Annotated in this window: 19 protein-coding genes; 13 read left to right on the top strand and 6 right to left on the bottom strand. The window is 57.6% G+C overall.

Annotation, left to right across the window (positions count from 1 at the left end):
- Window positions 1-2 precede the first annotated feature (2 nt).
- From glcF to AC2FFB_RS09820, 4 genes are all read left to right on the top strand, one after another.
- Window positions 3-1,325, top strand: coding sequence for a glycolate oxidase subunit GlcF (gene glcF, locus AC2FFB_RS09835; RefSeq protein ID WP_281995566.1), 1,323 nt, complete (start codon window positions 3-5; stop codon window positions 1,323-1,325).
- Window positions 1,326-1,431: 106 nt separating this feature from the next.
- Window positions 1,432-2,223 (top strand): trypsin-like serine peptidase, encoded by a 792-nt coding sequence (locus AC2FFB_RS09830; RefSeq protein ID WP_271950881.1) that lies wholly within the window; start codon window positions 1,432-1,434, stop codon window positions 2,221-2,223.
- 38 nt (window positions 2,224-2,261) lie between these two features.
- On the top strand, window positions 2,262-3,035 hold the full coding sequence (locus AC2FFB_RS09825; RefSeq protein WP_246097254.1) for a trypsin-like serine peptidase: 774 nt from the start codon (window positions 2,262-2,264) through the stop codon (window positions 3,033-3,035).
- Between the two features lie 122 nt (window positions 3,036-3,157).
- Window positions 3,158-3,625, top strand: coding sequence for an Hsp20 family protein (locus AC2FFB_RS09820; protein ID WP_142638359.1), 468 nt, complete (start codon window positions 3,158-3,160; stop codon window positions 3,623-3,625).
- Between the two features lie 122 nt (window positions 3,626-3,747).
- Here the strand turns inward: AC2FFB_RS09820 and AC2FFB_RS09815 are convergent, their stop codons facing one another.
- Window positions 3,748-5,223: an NAD-dependent succinate-semialdehyde dehydrogenase gene (locus tag AC2FFB_RS09815; protein ID WP_496703056.1), complete on the bottom strand. Its 1,476-nt coding sequence runs from the start codon at window positions 5,221-5,223 to the stop codon at window positions 3,748-3,750.
- Between the two features lie 258 nt (window positions 5,224-5,481).
- Here AC2FFB_RS09815 and AC2FFB_RS09810 point away from each other — a divergent pair, with 258 nt between their 5' ends.
- From AC2FFB_RS09810 to AC2FFB_RS09770, 9 genes are all read left to right on the top strand, one after another.
- Window positions 5,482-6,561: a coiled-coil domain-containing protein gene (locus AC2FFB_RS09810; RefSeq protein WP_271950875.1), complete on the top strand. Its 1,080-nt coding sequence runs from the start codon at window positions 5,482-5,484 to the stop codon at window positions 6,559-6,561.
- Window positions 6,562-6,563: 2 nt separating this feature from the next.
- On the top strand, window positions 6,564-6,761 hold the full coding sequence (locus tag AC2FFB_RS09805) for a hypothetical protein (protein WP_281973554.1): 198 nt from the start codon (window positions 6,564-6,566) through the stop codon (window positions 6,759-6,761).
- The gene (locus tag AC2FFB_RS09800) at window positions 6,754-7,026 is read left to right on the top strand and encodes a hypothetical protein (protein ID WP_282022195.1); all 273 of its coding nucleotides are present in this window, start codon (window positions 6,754-6,756) and stop codon (window positions 7,024-7,026) included. The genes AC2FFB_RS09805 and AC2FFB_RS09800 overlap by 8 nt, the downstream gene beginning before the upstream one ends.
- Window positions 7,019-8,143 carry a hypothetical protein gene (locus AC2FFB_RS09795; protein ID WP_496708197.1) on the top strand — a complete coding sequence of 375 codons (1,125 nt, stop codon included), beginning with the start codon at window positions 7,019-7,021 and terminating at the stop codon, window positions 8,141-8,143. The genes AC2FFB_RS09800 and AC2FFB_RS09795 overlap by 8 nt, the downstream gene beginning before the upstream one ends.
- Before the next feature lie 22 nt (window positions 8,144-8,165).
- Window positions 8,166-10,094, top strand: coding sequence for an AAA family ATPase (locus AC2FFB_RS09790; protein ID WP_496874854.1), 1,929 nt, complete (start codon window positions 8,166-8,168; stop codon window positions 10,092-10,094).
- Window positions 10,091-10,423 (top strand): hypothetical protein, encoded by a 333-nt coding sequence (locus tag AC2FFB_RS09785; RefSeq protein ID WP_281995570.1) that lies wholly within the window; start codon window positions 10,091-10,093, stop codon window positions 10,421-10,423. The genes AC2FFB_RS09790 and AC2FFB_RS09785 overlap by 4 nt, the downstream gene beginning before the upstream one ends.
- Before the next feature lie 148 nt (window positions 10,424-10,571).
- Complete coding sequence (locus tag AC2FFB_RS09780; protein WP_496874853.1) at window positions 10,572-11,909, top strand: DUF6638 family protein; 1,338 nt, start codon at window positions 10,572-10,574, stop codon at window positions 11,907-11,909.
- A gap of 1 nt (window position 11,910) precedes the next feature.
- The gene (locus AC2FFB_RS09775; RefSeq protein WP_271950857.1) at window positions 11,911-12,177 is read left to right on the top strand and encodes a hypothetical protein; all 267 of its coding nucleotides are present in this window, start codon (window positions 11,911-11,913) and stop codon (window positions 12,175-12,177) included.
- A gap of 10 nt (window positions 12,178-12,187) precedes the next feature.
- On the top strand, window positions 12,188-12,832 hold the full coding sequence (locus AC2FFB_RS09770; RefSeq protein WP_142638340.1) for a DUF1523 family protein: 645 nt from the start codon (window positions 12,188-12,190) through the stop codon (window positions 12,830-12,832).
- Between the two features lie 52 nt (window positions 12,833-12,884).
- Here AC2FFB_RS09770 and AC2FFB_RS09765 read toward each other — a convergent pair whose 3' ends face one another.
- The 5 genes from AC2FFB_RS09765 to AC2FFB_RS09745 all read right to left on the bottom strand — a co-directional run bounded on the left by AC2FFB_RS09765 (window position 12,885) and on the right by AC2FFB_RS09745 (window position 18,704).
- Entirely contained in the window at window positions 12,885-13,979 is a 1,095-nt protein-coding gene (locus tag AC2FFB_RS09765; RefSeq protein ID WP_496874852.1) for a flagellar basal body P-ring protein FlgI, read from the bottom strand.
- A complete protein-coding gene (locus AC2FFB_RS09760; RefSeq protein WP_496874851.1) occupies window positions 13,976-14,983 on the bottom strand; it encodes a flagellin in 1,008 nt (335 codons plus the stop codon). The genes AC2FFB_RS09765 and AC2FFB_RS09760 overlap by 4 nt, the downstream gene beginning before the upstream one ends.
- Before the next feature lie 2 nt (window positions 14,984-14,985).
- The gene (gene flgK / locus AC2FFB_RS09755; protein ID WP_496874850.1) at window positions 14,986-16,437 is read right to left on the bottom strand and encodes a flagellar hook-associated protein FlgK; all 1,452 of its coding nucleotides are present in this window, start codon (window positions 16,435-16,437) and stop codon (window positions 14,986-14,988) included.
- Between the two features lie 33 nt (window positions 16,438-16,470).
- Window positions 16,471-17,766, bottom strand: a complete 1,296-nt coding sequence (locus AC2FFB_RS09750) for a flagellar hook protein FlgE (protein ID WP_496694089.1) — start codon at window positions 17,764-17,766, stop codon at window positions 16,471-16,473.
- Between the two features lie 98 nt (window positions 17,767-17,864).
- Window positions 17,865-18,704, bottom strand: coding sequence for a flagellar motor protein MotB (locus AC2FFB_RS09745; RefSeq protein WP_496874849.1), 840 nt, complete (start codon window positions 18,702-18,704; stop codon window positions 17,865-17,867).
- Window positions 18,705-18,774 lie beyond the last annotated feature (70 nt).

The raw sequence follows: 18,774 nt of genomic DNA, 5'->3' as shown, positions 1-18,774 counted from the left end.
CAATGCAGACAGATTTCACCGAAAAACAGCTGCAGGATCCGGCGATCCAACGCTCGAACCAGATCCTGCGCAGCTGTGTTCATTGCGGCTTTTGTACCGCCACTTGCCCGACTTATCAGGTGCTGGGGGATGAGCTCGACAGCCCGCGCGGACGGATCTACCTGATCAAGGACATGCTTGAGAATGAGCGTGTCCCGGATGAGAAAACCGTCAAACATATCGACCGCTGCCTGTCCTGTCTGGCCTGCATGACCACCTGTCCGTCGGGCGTTCACTATATGCATCTGGTCGATCACGCGCGCGAGTATATCGAGCAGAATTACAAACGCCCGCTGACCGATCGCCTTCTGCGTTGGGTTCTGGCGCAGATTCTGCCCTATCCGATGCGGTTTCGCTGGGCCCTGATCGGGGCCAAGCTGGGCCGTCCCTTCCGGTTTCTGATGCCGGATGCGCGGCTGCGGGCGATGCTGGAGATGGCACCAAAACATATCCCTCCGGTCAGCCGCAACGATGACCCGCAACGCTTTGCCCCTAAAGGAGCGCCGAAAAAGCGCGTGGCACTGATGACAGGCTGCGCCCAAAAGGCGCTGAACACGGATATCAACGACGCCACGATTCGCCTGCTGACCCGACTGGGCTGCGAAGTCGTTGTGGCCAAAGGCGCGGGATGCTGTGGTGCGCTGACCCATCACATGGGCAAGGTAGCTGACAGCCATAAAGCGGCGGCGGCCAATATACAGGCCTGGACCAGAGAGATCGATGGCCAGGGGCTGGATGCCATCGTCATCAACACCTCAGGTTGTGGTACGACCGTCAAGGATTACGGGCACATGTTCCGAAACGAGGCTTTGGCGGCAGATGCCGCGCGGGTTTCGGCGATTGCCATGGATATCAGCGAATTGCTGGTGCAACTGGACCTGCCCGGAGGCCAGCACAAGGGCATGACCGTCGCCTATCATGCCGCTTGTTCTTTGCAGCATGGGCAAAAGATCAAAAACCATCCCAAAGACCTGTTGAAGAATGCGGGTTTCACCGTGTTAGAGCCTTCTGACAGCCATCTGTGCTGTGGCAGCGCCGGGACCTATAACCTGATGCAGCCTGAAATCTCGGGTCAGTTAAAGCAACGCAAGGTTCGGACGCTTGAGGCTAAGAACCCTGATGTTATCGCTGCAGGCAATATTGGTTGCATGATGCAGATCGGTTCGGCCACGCAGATACCTATTTTGCATACGGTCGAGCTGTTGGATTGGTCCACAGGCGGGCCGTTGCCGCGTGCGATGCAGCAGGGTCATGAGATGGGAACGGCCGTGCCGATCCTGCGTTAGCTGCCTGATGCAGGGCTGCATCAGATAGAACGGGAAACGTACCGGCCCTATTTTCGCCGTACCCGACAGCTATGAGTATGCGCTGGAAGCAACGCCGGAGAACCGCTTGAAAAACTGGATCAAGGCTTTTGCGCTGGCACTCATGCCGATGGCCGTACTGGCGCAGGATAGCGGGCTGAAAAGTCTGGACACCACAGATGCCGGGCGGGCCTGGATGGCTGTCGGGCGCTTGAATATTGACGGCGAAGCATTCTGCACCGCGACGCTGATTGCGCAGAACCAGGTGCTGACGGCAGCGCATTGTCTTTATGATAAGGCCACAGGCCAACGTATTGACCTGTCTAAGGTCGAATTTCTTGCCGCCTGGCGTCTGGGTCGGGCATCAGCCTATCGTGCGGCGCGCAGGGCGGTGATTCACCCCGATTACTTTTACGACGACGAAACTCCGACCAACCGGATCGGTAGCGATATAGCGCTGATCGAGCTATGGCAGCCAATCCGCAGTACCTCGGTCATTCCATTTGATACTGGCGATCGCCCCGTTCGCGGACAGGAAGTTGGGGTTGTGTCTTATGCGAAGGACCGCGCTGAGGCGCCATCATTGCAAGAGGTCTGTTCGGTCGTGACCGGCGTTTCCGAGGTTCTTGTCCTGTCCTGTGATGTCGAGTTTGGATCCTCCGGCGCCCCGGTATTTGCGTTCGAGGGCGAAAGACCTCGGATCGTCTCGGTCGTGGCGGCCAAGGCGGAATTCAATGGCGAGCCTGTGGCCATAGGTACCGCAGTCGAGGTTTCGCTGCCTTTGCTGCGGAGTGAACTGTCCGCCGGGCGCGGATTCAGCGGCTCGGAAACCGGCGATTCGGCAAGCCGTCATATTGGCGCCAGGTTCGTCCGGCCATGATGCGATTTTGGGCAAGCCTGTTTTTATGCCTGGCTATGATGACAACGATGTCCCAGGCGCAAAGTGCAAAACGCAAACTCACCGACCGCGATGACCTATATGGCTGGGAGGCCGTCGGCCGCCTGGATATCGGCGCCGAGGGGTTTTGTACGGGTACGTTGATCGCACAGGATCTGGTACTGACCGCGGCCCATTGCGCCTTGGACAAAAGAACCGGTCAACCCTATGGGCCGGGGCAGGTAACCTTTCGGGCAGGGCTAAGCGACGGAACTGCGTTGGCAGATCGCAAGGTGGTGCAGATCGCGGCACATCCGGATTACACACGTTTCGCTCAACTGTCGCCCGATGCCGTGCGCGTTGATGTCGCGTTGATGCGGCTGGATCAACCGATCCCCTATTCCGTGGCCGATCCCTTTGCGTTGCATAACGGGCGCGTGGCGGGGGATGAGGTCAGTCTTGCATCGTATGGTCGGGGCCGATCGAATGCGATTACGCGGGAACGGTCCTGTAAAATCCTGCAGCGCTATCAGGGCCTGATCACATTCAACTGCGACATTACCTTTGGGTCCTCGGGTTCGGCCCTGTTGGCGCGAAACGGTCCGCGCTGGCAAATACTTTCAGTAGTCTCTGCAGTTGGTACGGATGGTCGGCAGAAAGTCGGATTCGGCATGGAATTGCAGGAAATTGTGGCCGATCTGAAGGCGACTCTGCGCCGGGATGCCCCTAAACCAAAGGCGACAATAAAGCGATTGCAGGTGGGATCAGGCAAGTCGGATACCGGTGCGAAATTCATCAGCTCCGGAGGGGGTTGAACTCGGCCAGAACGTTTCCCATGTCAAATGTATCGGGTCGCCGCAAACGGGGCCTGAGACAATCGAACGCCCGTCCGATCGGAGGGCATTACGTTCATCGCTCAAACATGAGGATACGACATATGCGTACATTTGACTTTGCACCGCTGCACCGCGCCACCGTAGGTTTTGACCAGATCGCTGACATGATGGATCGCGTTCTGACCAATGATGTGGCTCAACCCAGCTATCCGCCCTACAACATCGAAAAAACCGATGTCGACACCTATCGTATCTCGGTTGCTGTTGCCGGTTTTTCCGAGGCCGATCTTTCGGTCGAAGTGAAAGAGAATTCGTTGGTCGTCGCCGGTAAGAAAACTGCGGAAGACAAAGATCGCAGCTATCTGCACCGCGGCATCGCCACCCGCGCGTTCGAGCGCCGTTTTGCCCTTGCCGACCACGTTCGTGTTACCGGTGCCAGCCATGAGAACGGCATGCTGAATATCGATCTCAAGCGCGAGGTGCCCGAAGCCCTGAAAGCCCGCCGGATCGAGATTTCGTCCAGCAAGGCCATCGAAAAGGATGTGGTTGACGCCAAAGCCGTAAACTGAGGCAGTCAGTCACCACGCCGCGGTAATCGTTCCTCTCTGGATTACCGCACCATGCGCCCCGCGTTCCTCCAGACGCGGGGCGTTGCCTTTACGGCCATCTGTACAGCGAAGGTTTGGGCGGATCAGACCGACAGGCAGATGTATTTCATCTCCAGATAGTCTTCCATGCCATGATGGCTGCCTTCGCGGCCCAAGCCGGATTGTTTGACGCCGCCAAACGGGCCCAACTCGGTTGAGATGATGCCGGTGTTCACACCAACGATCCCGTATTCCAGCGCTTCGGCCACTTTGTAAACGCGGCTGAGATCCTTGGCATAGAAATACGAGGCCAGACCAAAGATCGTGTCATTGGCCATGGCGATCACGTCGTCTTCATCCTCGAACTTGAACAGCGGTGCCAGCGGGCCAAAGGTTTCGTCCTGCGCCACCAGCATGTCCTGCGTCACACCGGTGACAATGGTCGGCTCAAAGAAGGTGCCGCCCAGATCGTGCGGCAGGCCACCGGTCAGGATTTGGCCGCCTTTGTCGGTTACATCCTTGATATGTTCCTGCACCTTTGCAACGGCGTCATCATTGATCAGCGGTCCGGTGGTGATGCCTTCGTTCAGGCCGTCGCCGACGTTCAGAGCCTCGACCGCAGCCTTCAACTTGGCAGCAAACGCGTCATAGACACCGGCCTGCACATAGATGCGGTTGGCACAGACACAGGTCTGGCCGTTATTGCGGAACTTGCACATCATCGCGCCTTCGACGGCGGCATCCAGATCGGCATCGTCAAACACGATGAACGGCGCATTGCCGCCCAGTTCCATCGAGCATTTCATCACCTGTTCCGCCGCCTGCCGCAGCAGGATGCGCCCCACCTCGGTCGAGCCGGTAAAGGTCAGCTTGCGCACGCCGGGGTTTTCGCAGAACTCCTTGCCGATTTCGCTGGCGCGCGACGAGGGCACCACGTTGAACACACCGGCGGGGATGCCTGCCTGCTGGGCCAATGCGCCCAGAACCAGCGCCGACAAGGGTGTCTCGGCGGCAGGCCGGGCGACAAAGGCGCATCCGGCTGCAAGCGCCGGTCCGGCCTTTCGAGTGATCATCGCATTGGGGAAGTTCCAGGGCGTGATCGAGGCCGCAACGCCGATGGGCTGTTTCAGCACCATGATGCGTTTGTCGCGCTGATGACCTGGAATAGTCTCGCCATAGATGCGCTTGGCCTCTTCGCCGAAAAACTCGATGAACGAGGCACCATAGCCGATCTCACCCACGGCTTCGGCCAGCGGCTTGCCCTGTTCGGCGGTCAGGATCTTGCCCAGATCCTCGGCGTTTTCCATCATCAGATCGTACCAGCGGCGCAGGATCACCGCACGTTCCTTGCCGGTCAGCTTGGCCCATTCCTTTTGCGCGGCCTCAGCCTGAGCGATGGCACCTGCAACCTGTGCACGGCTCAGATCGGCGACCTCGGCGATCACGTCGCCCCGCGCAGGGTTGGTGACGGAAAACGTCCCATTGTCACCATCGACCCACTGGCCGCCGATATAGGCCTTGGTCACCAGCAGATCGGGGTTTTTCAGAATGGATTTCAGGTCGGTCGTAGTATCCAGCATGGGTCGGACTCCGGCAGAAAAGGGTTTGCGCGCACCCAAACAGGTGGCGTCGCATTTGTCTATGTCCACTCGGCGGGCAGGATCAATCCAGATTTGATCAAATTCATCGTTGCAGAGTGCAGATATCTCGCCTGCGTGGCCTATCTTTTTCGATACGAAATTGTAAAAGTCTCGGTGATTTGAGGGCTCAAGGGGATGTAAATGAACATAACATTCCCTATCTTATTGGGTAAATATAGAAAACAGGGGACAGCAGAGATGTCGAACCAGCAATTCGAAGCGTTGATTGAAGAAACACAGACGAAAGTGCGCGAAAGCCAGTCGCAGATCCAAGGACTGACCTCGCGGATTGAGGCTGCACGGGCCAAGATTGGCACGGCCGAGGCGGATATCGATATCGAGAACGCCACTTTGGAAGATGTGCACGCCCATACCGAAGTCATGAACGCCAATATCGCCGAGCTGATCATGGGTCTGGATGACGTCACCAGCGCATTCTCTAAGGATTTTGACGAGATGCGTTCAAAATCCGGGTGGGAGACGTTTGTTGGCATCTTCTCGAAGGGTAAATCTGAATCGATGCGGCAGGAGCGGATGCGCACAGCCAGTATCGACGACAAGCTGCAGGACCTGATCGCCAAATCCGACGTGATCGTGAAACTGCTGGAAGGGCAGCTGTCGGTGCTGGAAGAGCAGCGCGTGAAGGTCGAAAACAACCTGACCGGCACGCTGGATGACCGTGAGGCCACCGTGGCCGAGTTGGAAGCGCTGCGGGCTGAGATTCAGGGCATGGACCCGACAATTATCACGCTGGAGAACAAGATCAGCGTCGAACAGGACGCCGCCGCGCGCACCCAGCTTGAGACCGAGCTGGCTGAGCTGAACAAGCAATACAACGCCAAGGTTCAGGAAGAGCAGGTCAAGCTGGCCAAAAGCCAAACGCTTGAGCGCTATATCGAAAAGGGCAAGACCTGGGTCGATTCCCTGCAGAACCAGGCGGCGACGCAGATGGTGCTGATCAACAAGCTGCAGACAGACACGCAACAGCGCGTGGTGCTGTATGACGCCCTGACCAAATCGCTGAAAACCGCGCAGCAGCAGGACGTGGCCCACCGCATCAACGAGATCGGCGTGCAGACCGACCAAGAGGCGCAAACCGCCATGGCCTCGATCGGCACCGCGACCAACCAGAAGATGGCCGACATGCTCGAGGCGCATGAGGACCACATGGTCTTTGCCCGCGACGTGCTGGAGAAAAAGGCCAAGGCAGATGAACGCTTTGCCCGCCGGTTTGCGTCGATTGTCGAGAAGCATGATAAGAATTTGTATGGGGGTTGATCTTGGAACTGCTGGAGTTTTTTACATTTCTGGTGGCTCCAGAGAACTGGTTTTGGTGGATCGTTCTCGGCAGTTTCTGGCTTGTGTTCTCAGTGATGTACGCCGTTCTAGGCGGACCGTTTGGATGGGTGGCCGTCGTTCTTGTGGTCGCCAGCCTTTCTCATTCGGCTCATCGTTTGTGGAACGGAACCGTTGACTGAACAAATTCAACAAAGACCCAAGGTCGTCGGCTTCAGAATACTCTGGTTCGGTATAGCGATGATTTTTTGGCCTATTTTGGCGGCGTTTTTGTCCGGGCTTTTGTTTGCACAGGGCAGCTTTGGAATGTTCATAGCTCGTGTATCCTACCATTTGGCGTTTTTGCTGGGCACTCCCAGTATGCTGGCGGGCGTCGTGGCCGTAATGTGGGCTCTCGTTCTATTAAGAAAACAGAAGCGTCAATCGCAGGCAAACGTGAATGAGTGACCTTAACCTCACCCAAGACCATGTCGGCCTGACCGATACCTTCGCCTCGCGTCGTTACTTTCGCAAATTCGAGGTAATCACCGTCCACCTTCTGCGCGTGGCCGCGACGATGGAGGCGGAGGGCGCGATCTCAAAACAAGAGGTGCGGATCGTGTCGAGCTATCTCTCGGGGCTGCTCTACACCTTCCGTGCGCTGTCCATGAAATACCTGCTGGTCGGGCGCGATACGGGGCGGTTCTTTGGCAGCCTCGCCATGGACAAGCGCGACAGCGGCTTTCCGGTGGCGGCCGAGCTGCTGACCATGGCCAATGACGCGCAGCAGGCGCAGGTGCATCTGGCGAATATGCCGTCCGAGGATGAGCTGAAAACCGACATGGTTCGCACCATCATCAGCGACCGGGAGATCCCGACCAAGCTGCAATTCGCGCTGTCCCAAAGGCTCTATTACGAGGAATTGCTGAAGGGTGAGCTGTTCTGGGCCCGCAATGATCCCGAATGTCACTGGATTGGCAATGAGGGCGAACGGCGCAGGTTCCTGATCCACTGGGCCGTCTATGACAGCCAAATAAACCTGCCGGTCATCTACCTGATGGAGTTGGAGGATTCGGGGCGCACGGCCCTGCCCAAAGATCAACGCCGCTGGCCCGAAGTGCAGGCGCATCTGATGGCGCAATCCTTGGGTGGTCTGAAACTGGTGACCATTGCCAAAGGCTTTGATCAGGATTTCGACGACCTGCATCCCAAACACCTGCGCCGCATTCATGTGGGGCCAATGTATTCCTCGGCCTTTACCGAGCAATCCGGCCCGCTGCGGCAGGTGCTGGAGGATGCGAAATCCCCTGCGGGTCAGGATTGGGCATTGGCCTGGACCACTGAAGCGCTGCGAAGCGAGGATGTGATTCAAGAACGCTCAGGCTGGTTCGGGACCGTAGACCGCGAGGTCTTTGCGCTGGACCCATTCGGCGGGCAGGGGGCCGAGACGGGGGCGACGCAAACCGAACGCTCGATCATTCTGCCACAACGCCCGTTCCAGGTACTGGCCGAGCGCAACCCGCCGGGTTTTGGTGACGTGCGCAAGTTCGTCGTCAGCAAGACCGGGCAGGTGTTGAGATATTGAAGACAGTAAAGGCTATTTTGAGATGAGTTTGACGTCAGACCAGATGGAATTGCGCGAAGACGATATTCGCAAGCACTACACTGCGGCCACCGCCTTGATGAACGGGTTCGAGCACGCGCCGCGGATTGCCAAAGCGGTTGAGGCCGCGGTTGAGAGGTCGCCGGGCGTCTCCACAGGTCGGCGGTTTCGGTCTACCACGCCGGGTCTGGTGACACGGCGCACTGTGCGGGCCGACGGGGTGCATCTGGTGGAACGGATTGAGGCGTCTGATGATGGCGATACGTTGGTTTCTCCGCCGCAGGCCACCACGCAACAGGCTATTCGTCGCGCCGTCGCCATCGCTCTGGCCGTGTCTGAGGCCTATGCCGAACAAACCCCTCTGGCCGATCTAAAACGTGCGAATTTGGCCGGGGATTTGCCCGCCGCGCGCAAGACCGAATTCTCGGAACTGCTGACGGCCGAGGCGCTGATCACCTCGCACAGTTTCGGCAATGCACTGGCCTATTTGATGTCCTCACATCTGGGTGAAACCACCGTTGATATTGGAGAAATCGAAGAGGTTCTGACCGACAATGGCCAGCTCGCCCTGCACGGCGCGCTGTGGGAGCTGGACCAGACCCTGGCCAAACACGCCCCCGATGACGCCCATCTGATCGCCGCCACCAGCGCCTATGCCGAGCAGCTGATGGACAAGGCCGCCCTGCGTGCTCAATCTGCAGGCCATCTGGCCCCGTTCCAGAACGCCGCCTGGCATATTGAGGCTGACGACCTGACAATCCGGGGTTTTGAGCCAGCGTCCAAAGCTAAATCCACCACCCTCACCATGACGTTCAAGAAACCGAACGAGGTGGTCGGCAACCATATCGCCAAATATCAGGCGATGAAGTTGGCCAAGATGGTGATGGCCTATGATTTCGATCGTCGTCTGAACCCGTTCGCCGAACTCGGCGGGTTCATCTTTACCTTCATGGGCGACGGCAAGCCGGGCACCGGCAAAACCACCCTGATCCAGATGATGGCCGGGCTGATCAATGACTATTGCCACAACGCGGGTTATCCGTTCCGCTATCAGAACCTGAGCACCGACAATATCGACAGCTATCAGGGCAAATCCGGCCAGAACGCCAAAGCGTTTATCAACACGATCCTCGACCCTTCGGTCATCGGGTTCGGCACCATCGACGACATCGACCAACTGGCGGGCAAACGCGGCGACCGGCAGTCCTCAGCCGGGCAGTTGGAAATCACCGCAGTGCTGATGGAAAGCTTTGCGGGCGCCAACACCGTCGTGCGCGGCAACTGTACCTTTGGCATGTTCTCGAACTACCCCGAGAATGTGGACGACGCCCTGCGCCAGAGGGCGGGCGCACGGTTTCTGGTGGACGGGCCGCAAACACGCGAGGATTACATCGACATCCTGCACCTGCTGATGGGCCGCAACCATGACATCCCGCTGGGCGAGCACGAAGCCTATGCCGCGCAAGAGATCAAGAAGGCCGTCGCTGCCAGTTTCGAAAGCCACTCCCGGCCGCATGAAGAGGCTCTCTTGCAGGTCTATGACCGGGTTTCAGGGCAGATCGGGCAGTTGGACACGATTGCCAAGATGGGCACCTACCTGAAGGCGATCCAACAGGTGGATGAACGGTTCACCGGCCGCGCGATCAAGAACATCACCGATGCGGTCAAGGTCCGCGCGATGGATTTCGAACTGCCCGACGAATGGATGGAGAACCCCGACCTGTTCCTGTTCCGCGACTACGTCACCAAGAAGGCCATGATCGAGGACCTGCGCCAGCCGATCACGGTGGAAATGGTGATGCAAGAGATCAATCGCTACGCCGACAGCGAGTTCCGCTATGCCGACAAGAGCGACGAGGTCGCCATCGACAACGCGGTGCGTGAGATGGGCCGGATGGAAGAGGCCAAGCGGCGGTATCTGGAGGGGAAGTGACCTATCTGATCGCCATAGGTCTACCGCTACTGGTGAGTACTGCGGTTGCTATACTAATAGGTTTACGAGCCTATCACACGGCTCGTGCGACCAAAGAGAATGGAAAGGAATGGCTTCTTCCATTGTTGGCCTACGGTGCGGCTTGCGCACCTCTAACAATTCTTGCCAGCTATGCTTTAACGGATGTTTTTGTCGACCGCTTTGCTGTGGACGCTGGCAACGCAAATCCCGCAGATGTTATGGTCTATTTTCAGCTACAGTTCTGGTTGATAGCAATACCCGTTGGATTCGCGATCATTTTTGCCTTCGCAAGAGGATTGCGCGCATGAGTTTTGAGTTAGAGAAAATCGTGGTTCTGGTTGAGCGTGATATCGCGGCGAAGCCGCGACACGCCCGACCCGCTCCCCAGGGCGGGCGCGTTCCGCACCCACCCTCGGGCCGGGAGCATCGCTACCGTTGCGCGGGAAGGCAAACGTCATGATCCGCCTCATCGAAAAAGGCCTGATGTTCGGCAACCTCGTCCACATCTCCAGCCCGGCTCTGGTCGAGCGGTATAACCGCGCGTTGCAGCATCTGGCGGGCAGGACCACGGCGTTGACGGATTTCCATGTCGATATCTCGGGCTACTCGCCTGAGGTGGGGATTGAGCTGGAGGATGAGCTCTACCTCAACCCCAACGGGGTCAACCGGCAGTTCATCCTGCTGACGACCGAACAGAAACGTGCGCCTCTGCTGAACGTCAAATTCTCGACCTCGCGCGATATCCTGCGCGAATTTATCGAGATGAACGAGGCGCAACTGTTTGCCCTGACCGCCACCGATGCGGTGGCCGGAGAACTGGTGAACTCGGTCTTCAAACTCAGCAATCCCCGCGATCTGTTCAACCTGCGCAAGATCGAGATTGAGGCCGACACCGCAGGCGGCACCCTGCGCAAGGCCGAGCAACTGGCAGGTATGGTCGAACGCTTCAAGACCGAAGAGGATGCATGGTTCGACGATGTCCTGATCGCCAAAATGATCGAAACCTCGAAGGAAACCGGTGACGTCACCCGCAACCCGGTCCGTCTGCGCCATACGGCGTTTGAGCAGCAAAATTTCTGGACGGCGCATTTCGGCGGGCTCTATCTGTTCCCGGATCTGGATCATCCGGCGGCTATCTGCATGGGCGAAAAGCCCGACGATCTGAACATCAAATACACGTTTGACCCGTCGCAGCGGAACCAGATCGCCAAGTTCCTGGACTATAACGACCTGGTCGAACCCATCGTCAAGGCGCGCGGCATGGATGCTGCTGCGATCCTGCAGCAAAAGATGGACTTCCTGACCGTCGACGCGGCCGCTGATGCCGGGGTCGATCTGACTGGCCTGAACCGCAGTGATATGCGTCGGCTGGCGCGCACCCACGCGGATCGGTTGCCAGAGGCCTATCATGGGCTGGCGCAGCTATTGCGTTGGGCGACGGATGGCGGGCGGTGGCCCCGGATCACCTCGGATCATTCGGCGTATTTCTATACGCTGCGGGCCGCCGATACGCCGAACCGTGATCTGGTGAACATGCTGCTGGCCGAATTGGCCCCACTGGACCCGCGCCAGATGTTCATCTGCCACAAAGAGCTGTTCTATAGCACCTACAAATCCTGGTCCGAGGCCAAGAAGGCCTATGTTGCTGATTTCCTCGCGCGTGAGTATCAGGTGGACAAGGCGGGTGCCCGCGCTGCCCTGTTCGGACATGAGCCGGATATGAGCGGTCGAGACAGGATCAACGAGACCGTTATCGCCCGCGTTGGTCCCTGGGGCGCGTTAGGAAAGGATTGAAATGTTCGGAGCGATGCGCCTGTTTCTGGTCCTGCTAGTCATCCAGACCGTGGCCTATTTTGCCCTGTCGCTGTATTCACGCAGTGTGCGTCGCCGCAGGCTAGAGCATTGGTGGGACGAAAAGGGCAAAACCGGAGACAAGGCAGCCTTTGTCGCACGGGGGCTGCACGTCTATGACAATTCGTTCCGGCGCAAATTGATCCTGGGTGTCTATGTTGTGCCTTGGGTAGCGATCGGGTCGCTGATCTACATTGTGAACTACATGTGAGAGGTAAAGCATGGCCTATTTGAAATGGGCATTCATTCTGATTTTCTGGGGAACGGTCGCCGTAGTCCTTCAGTATTCTCTGCCGCAACGGGATGTGGTTCGGATCGTCAACACCTATGAAGAACGGCAGGACCTGAACGACTGGACCCGGATCTTCTGGTCCGAGCCCGATGATCAGTCGGCCAGTCTGTCGAACCGGGATGTACAGTTCATTCAGGCCGTACGTGCCAATGGCAAACCGATTGTGTATCGCAACGAAGATACCAGCTGGGGTTGGCCGCCCTATTTCAAATTCGACACTGCCAATTTGTATACCGAAGCCAATGACGCGATCTCGGACAAAAACGACCCGGACTGGGTTGCCGTGACGCATTATGGCTGGCGGAATGAGTTCATGTCGATCTTTCCAAACGCTGTCTTTATCAAACATGTCGATGGTCCGGATGCGCGTCTGATCCCTTGGTTCAACATCGTCTTCCTGACGGTCTTCTTTGCGATTGTCTGGGCAATCTGGGTGCGCTGGCGCAGGTTCCGCCAGGCGCGGATCGATCCGATGATCGAGAGTGTCGAGGATGGGTTGTATGCAACCGGCGACGCCATCGGTGAGCATCGCAACCGATTCCGCAAATGGTTGGACAGTTGGAAATCAAAGTGACGTGAATTCCCGGCGGGTCTTGGAGCTGTGCGCCTACCGCCGGGATAGCCCTTCATCGAACGATGAACTCGGCGTGTAATGCTCCGGCCGCTTTGATCGTTTTCAGGATGTCGATCATGTCGCGGGGTGAGACACCCAAAGCGTTTAGCCCTGCGACGACTTCGGACAAGGTCGTGGCCTCGGGAATTTCCGCCAAACCGGTGCCTTCCTCTTCTTCGATACCGGCTACGGTACGCGGAACCACGACGGTTTCGCCTCGGGCGAACGGGTTCGGCTGAACCGCGATAGGGGCCTCTTCGACCGTCAGTGTCAGGTTGCCCTGCGAGACTGCCACGCGTGAGATCCGCACTTCCTGACCCATGACAATCGTGCCCGAACGCTGATCGACTACTACCCGCGCCTTTGTTTCTGGCTCTACTAGGATATTTTCAATGCGCCCAAGCGCATGCGCGGTCGAGATCGCCTGTGTCGCTGCAATATTCAGTTCGACCGTCCCGGAATCGCGCATGATGGCAACGGCCCGATTGAATTCTGAATTGATTGCCAGCTCGATCCGACCGGCGGTTGTGAAATCCGGTTCACGCAGGGCCAGGCGCATTTGGGTCAGATCGGAAAGCTCAAAGTCGATTTCACGTTCGACCCGAGCTCCGGATGGGATCACACCGGATGTCGGAACCCCTTGGGTGACCGAAGCCGCATCGCCTTCGGCAACGGCGCCACCTGCTAGAACTGACCCCTGTGCCACCGCATAGATCTGACCATCTGCCGCATTCAGCGGTGTCATAATAAGCGTCCCGCCCAGCAAGCTTTTGGAATCGCCGATGGCCGAAACGGTGACGTCGATCTGTCCACCAACCCGCGAAAAGGGGGGCAGGCTGGCTGTCACAAGCACGGCGGCCACGTTTTTGGGGCGAAATTCCTCACCATTCACGTTCACACCAAGCCGTTCCAGAATATTGGACATGATCTCTTCGGTGAACGGAGAGTTCCTGAGCCCGTCGCCGGTACCATTCAATCCGACCACAAGGCCATAGCCAACAAGGTCATTGCCGCGCACCCCGTCGAATTCGACAAGGTCCTTCAGCCGGATTGCCCCGGCAAAAGACAGGCTCGGAAGCAGGATCAGGAGAAGGGCAAGTATTCTCATTTCAGGAAATTCACCAACGATAGGTTCGCGTTGCGAACGGTGACAGAATACAGGTTTTCCAATTGAAATTGGACAGTCTGCAGTTGCACTGCGGTTTGATACGGGTCCGCGGCGATCAGAGAGTTTCGGCTGTATTCCAGGCTTGTACGCGCCGCCGCATTGCGCGTGGCGGCTTGTTCAATCCTGGCCTCGGCGGCGCCAACATCCGCCCGCAGGTTCACTGTGCCATCCTGCGTATTGGCAAGCTCGACCCCCAGCTGGGTGAATAGGGACGTCCGCAGATCATTGGGCAGTCCCAGATTATCGTCCGAAACCAGAGCGGCGACGGCGATGTCCCGCAACGCGGCTTTGAGCGTCGGATCGGTCGCAGTGATCGGAATAGAGACACTTTCATTCTCCGAAATGCTCATCGGTGCCAGCGCTGTATCTGAGCCCTGATAGATAACCGCATCGAACCCCGCAGGATCATTGAACCAGTCTTCTGCGGCTTGAGTGATATCCGTGAGTGTTGTCAGCCCCGTCAAATCAGCCTCTAACGCGGCCAGCAGGGTATCCGCAGACGCCAGAGGCGACACATCCGTATCCACTCCGGAAAACAGGCTTCGGCCACCCGCACGGGTATTCAAAGCAGACATGACCGTATCCAGCTCATTTCTGGCCTGAACAGAGGCATGTTTATGGGTGACCGCCTGATTGGATGTCCCATATGCCAGCAAGGACGACGTCAGGCGCCCCACCGCGTCATCGATTGTTGTCAGGCTAAGCTGCATAGCGTCGGTGAACAGGCCAGCTTCGGCTGTGGCCACCTGAAAGGCATCCAGGCGTGATAGGTTTCGATCCATATCCAGAAGATAGGAATAATCCCCATCCAGATGGCCGGAGACATCCTGCACTTTGCCTGAAGACATCTCATAAGACAGGGTTTCGATCTGATTTTTGATATCAGTCGCCCGCGATTTCAGGGTCAATCCGCGCGCGAGGTCGCCCATAGAGGTTACATTCATCATCACAGCCTCAACAACGTATCCATAAGTTCATCGACGACCGAAACCAGTCTGGCATTTGCCGCATAGGCTTGTTCGATTTGCATTAGCCGCTGCAATTCCTGATCGGTATCGACGCCCTGTTCGGCCTCAATGGCCGTCATTTCCAGATTGGCGCTGTTTGCAAACACCCGCCGCCCATCGGCCACATTTGCGTCCGACCCAATCCGTGACAACAGCTCCTCGGAGATGTCTGCGGCGCGCATGTTTCCGGCCGCGAAAACCGAGCCTGCAACAGGGCGCTCGTCGTTCAGAATTGAGCTGAAGGCGCGCAGTTGGCTGGCATCTCCGGCGCTGCCGGGTGTGGCCGCACCCAGCCCGGCCCGTAGTTTCCAGCTCTCTCCTCCGGCGTCCGGGTCAATGATTGCATTCAGACTGATGCGAGAGGCCAATCCCGTCACCGATGCCGGATCAAACCGGTTGCCATCATCGGTAAACACGCCCGGATCCGTGGCCAGCGCGGTCGGATCCAGCGCCGGCGTTTCGAACCTTTCGATAAGATCGCGCGCAACGGCATCCAGATCGACCTGAGCCTCAACCGCGATTTCATCCCGAATCTGGAATTGGGCCATCAATGCACCGCCGCGAATTTGGGCGAAATCGCCACTGGTACGGACAGGGTTTCCGTTCATCTCAAGCCCGGACAACAACCCGTTTGCCAGGGTCATATGGGGCTTGGTGTCGCCGGTTGTCGAAAAGGAGAACTCGGCCGCAGTGTTTTCCAGCAATATCAAGCCGCCATCAGAATAAAGCGAGACCTGATCATTGTCCCTTTGAATCACATTTACAGGAACCAGTTCGTTGACCTGATCAATCAGGACCTGTCGTTGATCCAGTAGCCCACCAATATCGGCGCCGGAATACTTAATGGCCGGGATCTTGGCATTCAGCTCTTCAATATCCTTGAGGGTCTGATTCAGGGTGTCGACCTGTTTGCCGATGGACCGGTCCGCGTTGGATCGCATCTGACGCAACCCTTCAGAGGCTTCGTTCAGACCGCGTGCCAGATCCTGAGCCGTGCGCGCGACCTGGTCCAGTCGTTCACTGGAATCCGGCAGGCTTGCCGCTGTTAACAGGCTGCTGTCGAAATCAGCCAGCCGAACCGAAAGCGATGCGGGATCATCGGCGGACCCTACCAAAGATTCCAACCTTGTGTGAAAGTCCGAAATGGCGGTGTGAAAGGCCAGATCGGCATCCGTGGCCCGACGGTTGGACATGAGGACGGGATCCTGATGACGAATGACACCTACGGTACGCACGCCGTGACCGGAAATCGTGTTGGTTGCCAGTTCCAGAGACCTGCGCGCGTAGCCGGGCGTCAATGCGTTTGCGATATTTTCGGACACAACCGCCGCACCGCGACTGGCGGCGGTCAGGCCGCCCAACGCGTTGTTCAATGCTGTGGACATATTCATTCTGCAGGTCCCTTTCCTGAATCAAAACCCTGATCAGCGTTTGATATTGGTTGTTTCCTGAAGCATCTCATCCACCGTTTGGATAACCTTTGCGCTGGAAGAGTAAGCCCGCTGTGTCTGGATCATCGAGGTCAGCTCGGTCGCCACATCGGTAGTGGATTCTTCGCGCGCAAAAGAAACCAGGTCGCCGGTTGGCCCGTCCCCCGCATTCCACAGAAAGAACGTCCCGCTTTCCCGGGATGGTGCATAGGTCTGGCTGTCCAGCGCGGTCAGTCCATTTGGGTTCGGAACATCCGCCAATGGGATTTGGTACATGCGTCGGCTGACGCCGGTATCGTAGAACGCATAAACATACCCGTTTTCGTCAACCTGAACGCTGGTCATGGTGCCGACCGCCGAACCGTCGCGCGTGATCGAAACTGGTGCAAATGTATCGGACAGTTGCGTGATTCCGTCGGCATCCCCGATTTCCCCTATATTGATCTCCATCGGGCCGCCGGCCACGTTCACCATAACGCTGCCGGTAGCTGGGTCATATGCACCGCCGGTGACCGCAGTTACGCTGGCCAGCGTGCCACCCGCAGTTCGGCTATCGGTGAAGGTCAGGGTGTATTCACCGATAATGGCGCCGCCCGAGGCTGAATCGCGCATGATCATCGTCCATTCGTTACTGCTGCCGGTGGCCGGCACTGTAGGGACAAGTTCGATATCAACGCTTTCGGATTTTCCCAGATTGTCGAAATATTCAACGGACAAGGGCTGCATGTCGCCAGGGGAACCCGCATCCGTAGCGGTCGCGGGCAGGTTCATGCGCAGATTCATCTGCGTCGTGGGCGCGCCCGACAGTTGATTAACACTGAGCTGAATGGGTTCAAGCGCAGCAGGCGTGTCACGTGGAACCGCAGGGATGGTTCCATCCGCATTCGCACGCCAACCCAGCAGAACAAGCCCTGATTCGGTGACCAGATATCCTTCTTCATTGGTGCGGAACGACCCTGTCGTGGTCAGCAACATCTCATTCGAACCGGCCGCGATCTGAGAACTTGGTCGTACCGGCATCATGCCGCGCCCACGCACCGCAAGGTCGGTGGAGTTGTTGGTTGTCACCAGCGAACCGCGCTGGTCGATCAGGCGTTGGCTGGTGGTGCGAACGCCCCCAGCGGAATAGCTGCCGCCCTGGCCGGAGGTGACCATAGAATGGAAATCAGTTTCCACCCGTTTATACCCGAAGGTTGATGAATTCGCGATATTGTCCGAGATCGTCGCCAGCCGGTTTGCGTTGGCCTTCAATGCGGCCACGCCAGCGTTCAGCGAAGAGGAAATTGTCATTGGCACGCCCTTCTGTTGCGTCAAATCTTGATGCAACAGCTAACGCGCTGGGCCTTAACAGCGCGCTAACAGGTAAAATGCCGTCTATCCTTTTATTCTCAGGTGCCGCGCAGAAAGATGATCTCGATCCTGTTGTTGCGTGCGGCCATCGGGTTTTCATCCGACAATTTTCGGTCGGCATGGCCGGTTACGCGGTCCAACCTGAGCGGCGCAACACCCTTGTCTTGCAGCATTTGGCGAACTTGCTGAGCGCGCGAGGTAGACAAATCCCAGGCCGGGTTTTTGGCCAGAACCACCGGCGAGGAACCGACATGCCCTCCGACCGCCATGTCATTTGTCACCAGATCAGAGGATCGGGCCACCAACAATGTCAGAGCACGCAGCATATTGGTTGGTTGGTTCGTCCCTGATTCGAACAGAGGTTGATCCTTGGTGGCAAAGAGTTCGATCACCAGACCCTCATCCGTCACGCGGGTGACGATATGTTTGAGGACCTTGTCGGACACCATGCTTTCGCCGGTTCGCCCCATAAGCTCTGATTCCAGTGAGGAAAAGTCTTCGACCGTTTCTTTTCCGCCGCCGTCCGAGCTGACGCCAACCGATCCACGTGCTTGTCGCGCGGGCGTCGGGCTGCGTTTGCTGGCGCCGGTGCCGTCCATGACCAGAGTTTCCTCGGAGAACATGTTATTGCCGCCAAAGGCCCCATCGCCGCCACCCGAAACCGGGTTTATGGGAATGGTCGGCGAAAAATAATCCGCAAGCCCTTTGCGTTGCTGTTCCGTTGTTGCATTCAGCAGCCACATCAACATGAAGAACGCCATCATGGCCGTGACAAAGTCGGCATATGCGACTTTCCACGCGCCACCGTGGTGACCACCGCCACCTGACACACGTTTCTTCTTGATGATGATTGGCGCCACATTGGATTGCGCACCCATCTCCACCACCTTTTTTTCACCCAGTTACAGGGGTAGCCGGGCAGGTCTTAAGGTGGGCTTAACACTTAAA

This window comes from Ruegeria sp. YTSA219 (genome assembly GCF_059609985.1).
This window is presented reverse-complemented; position numbering and strand designations above follow the sequence as displayed.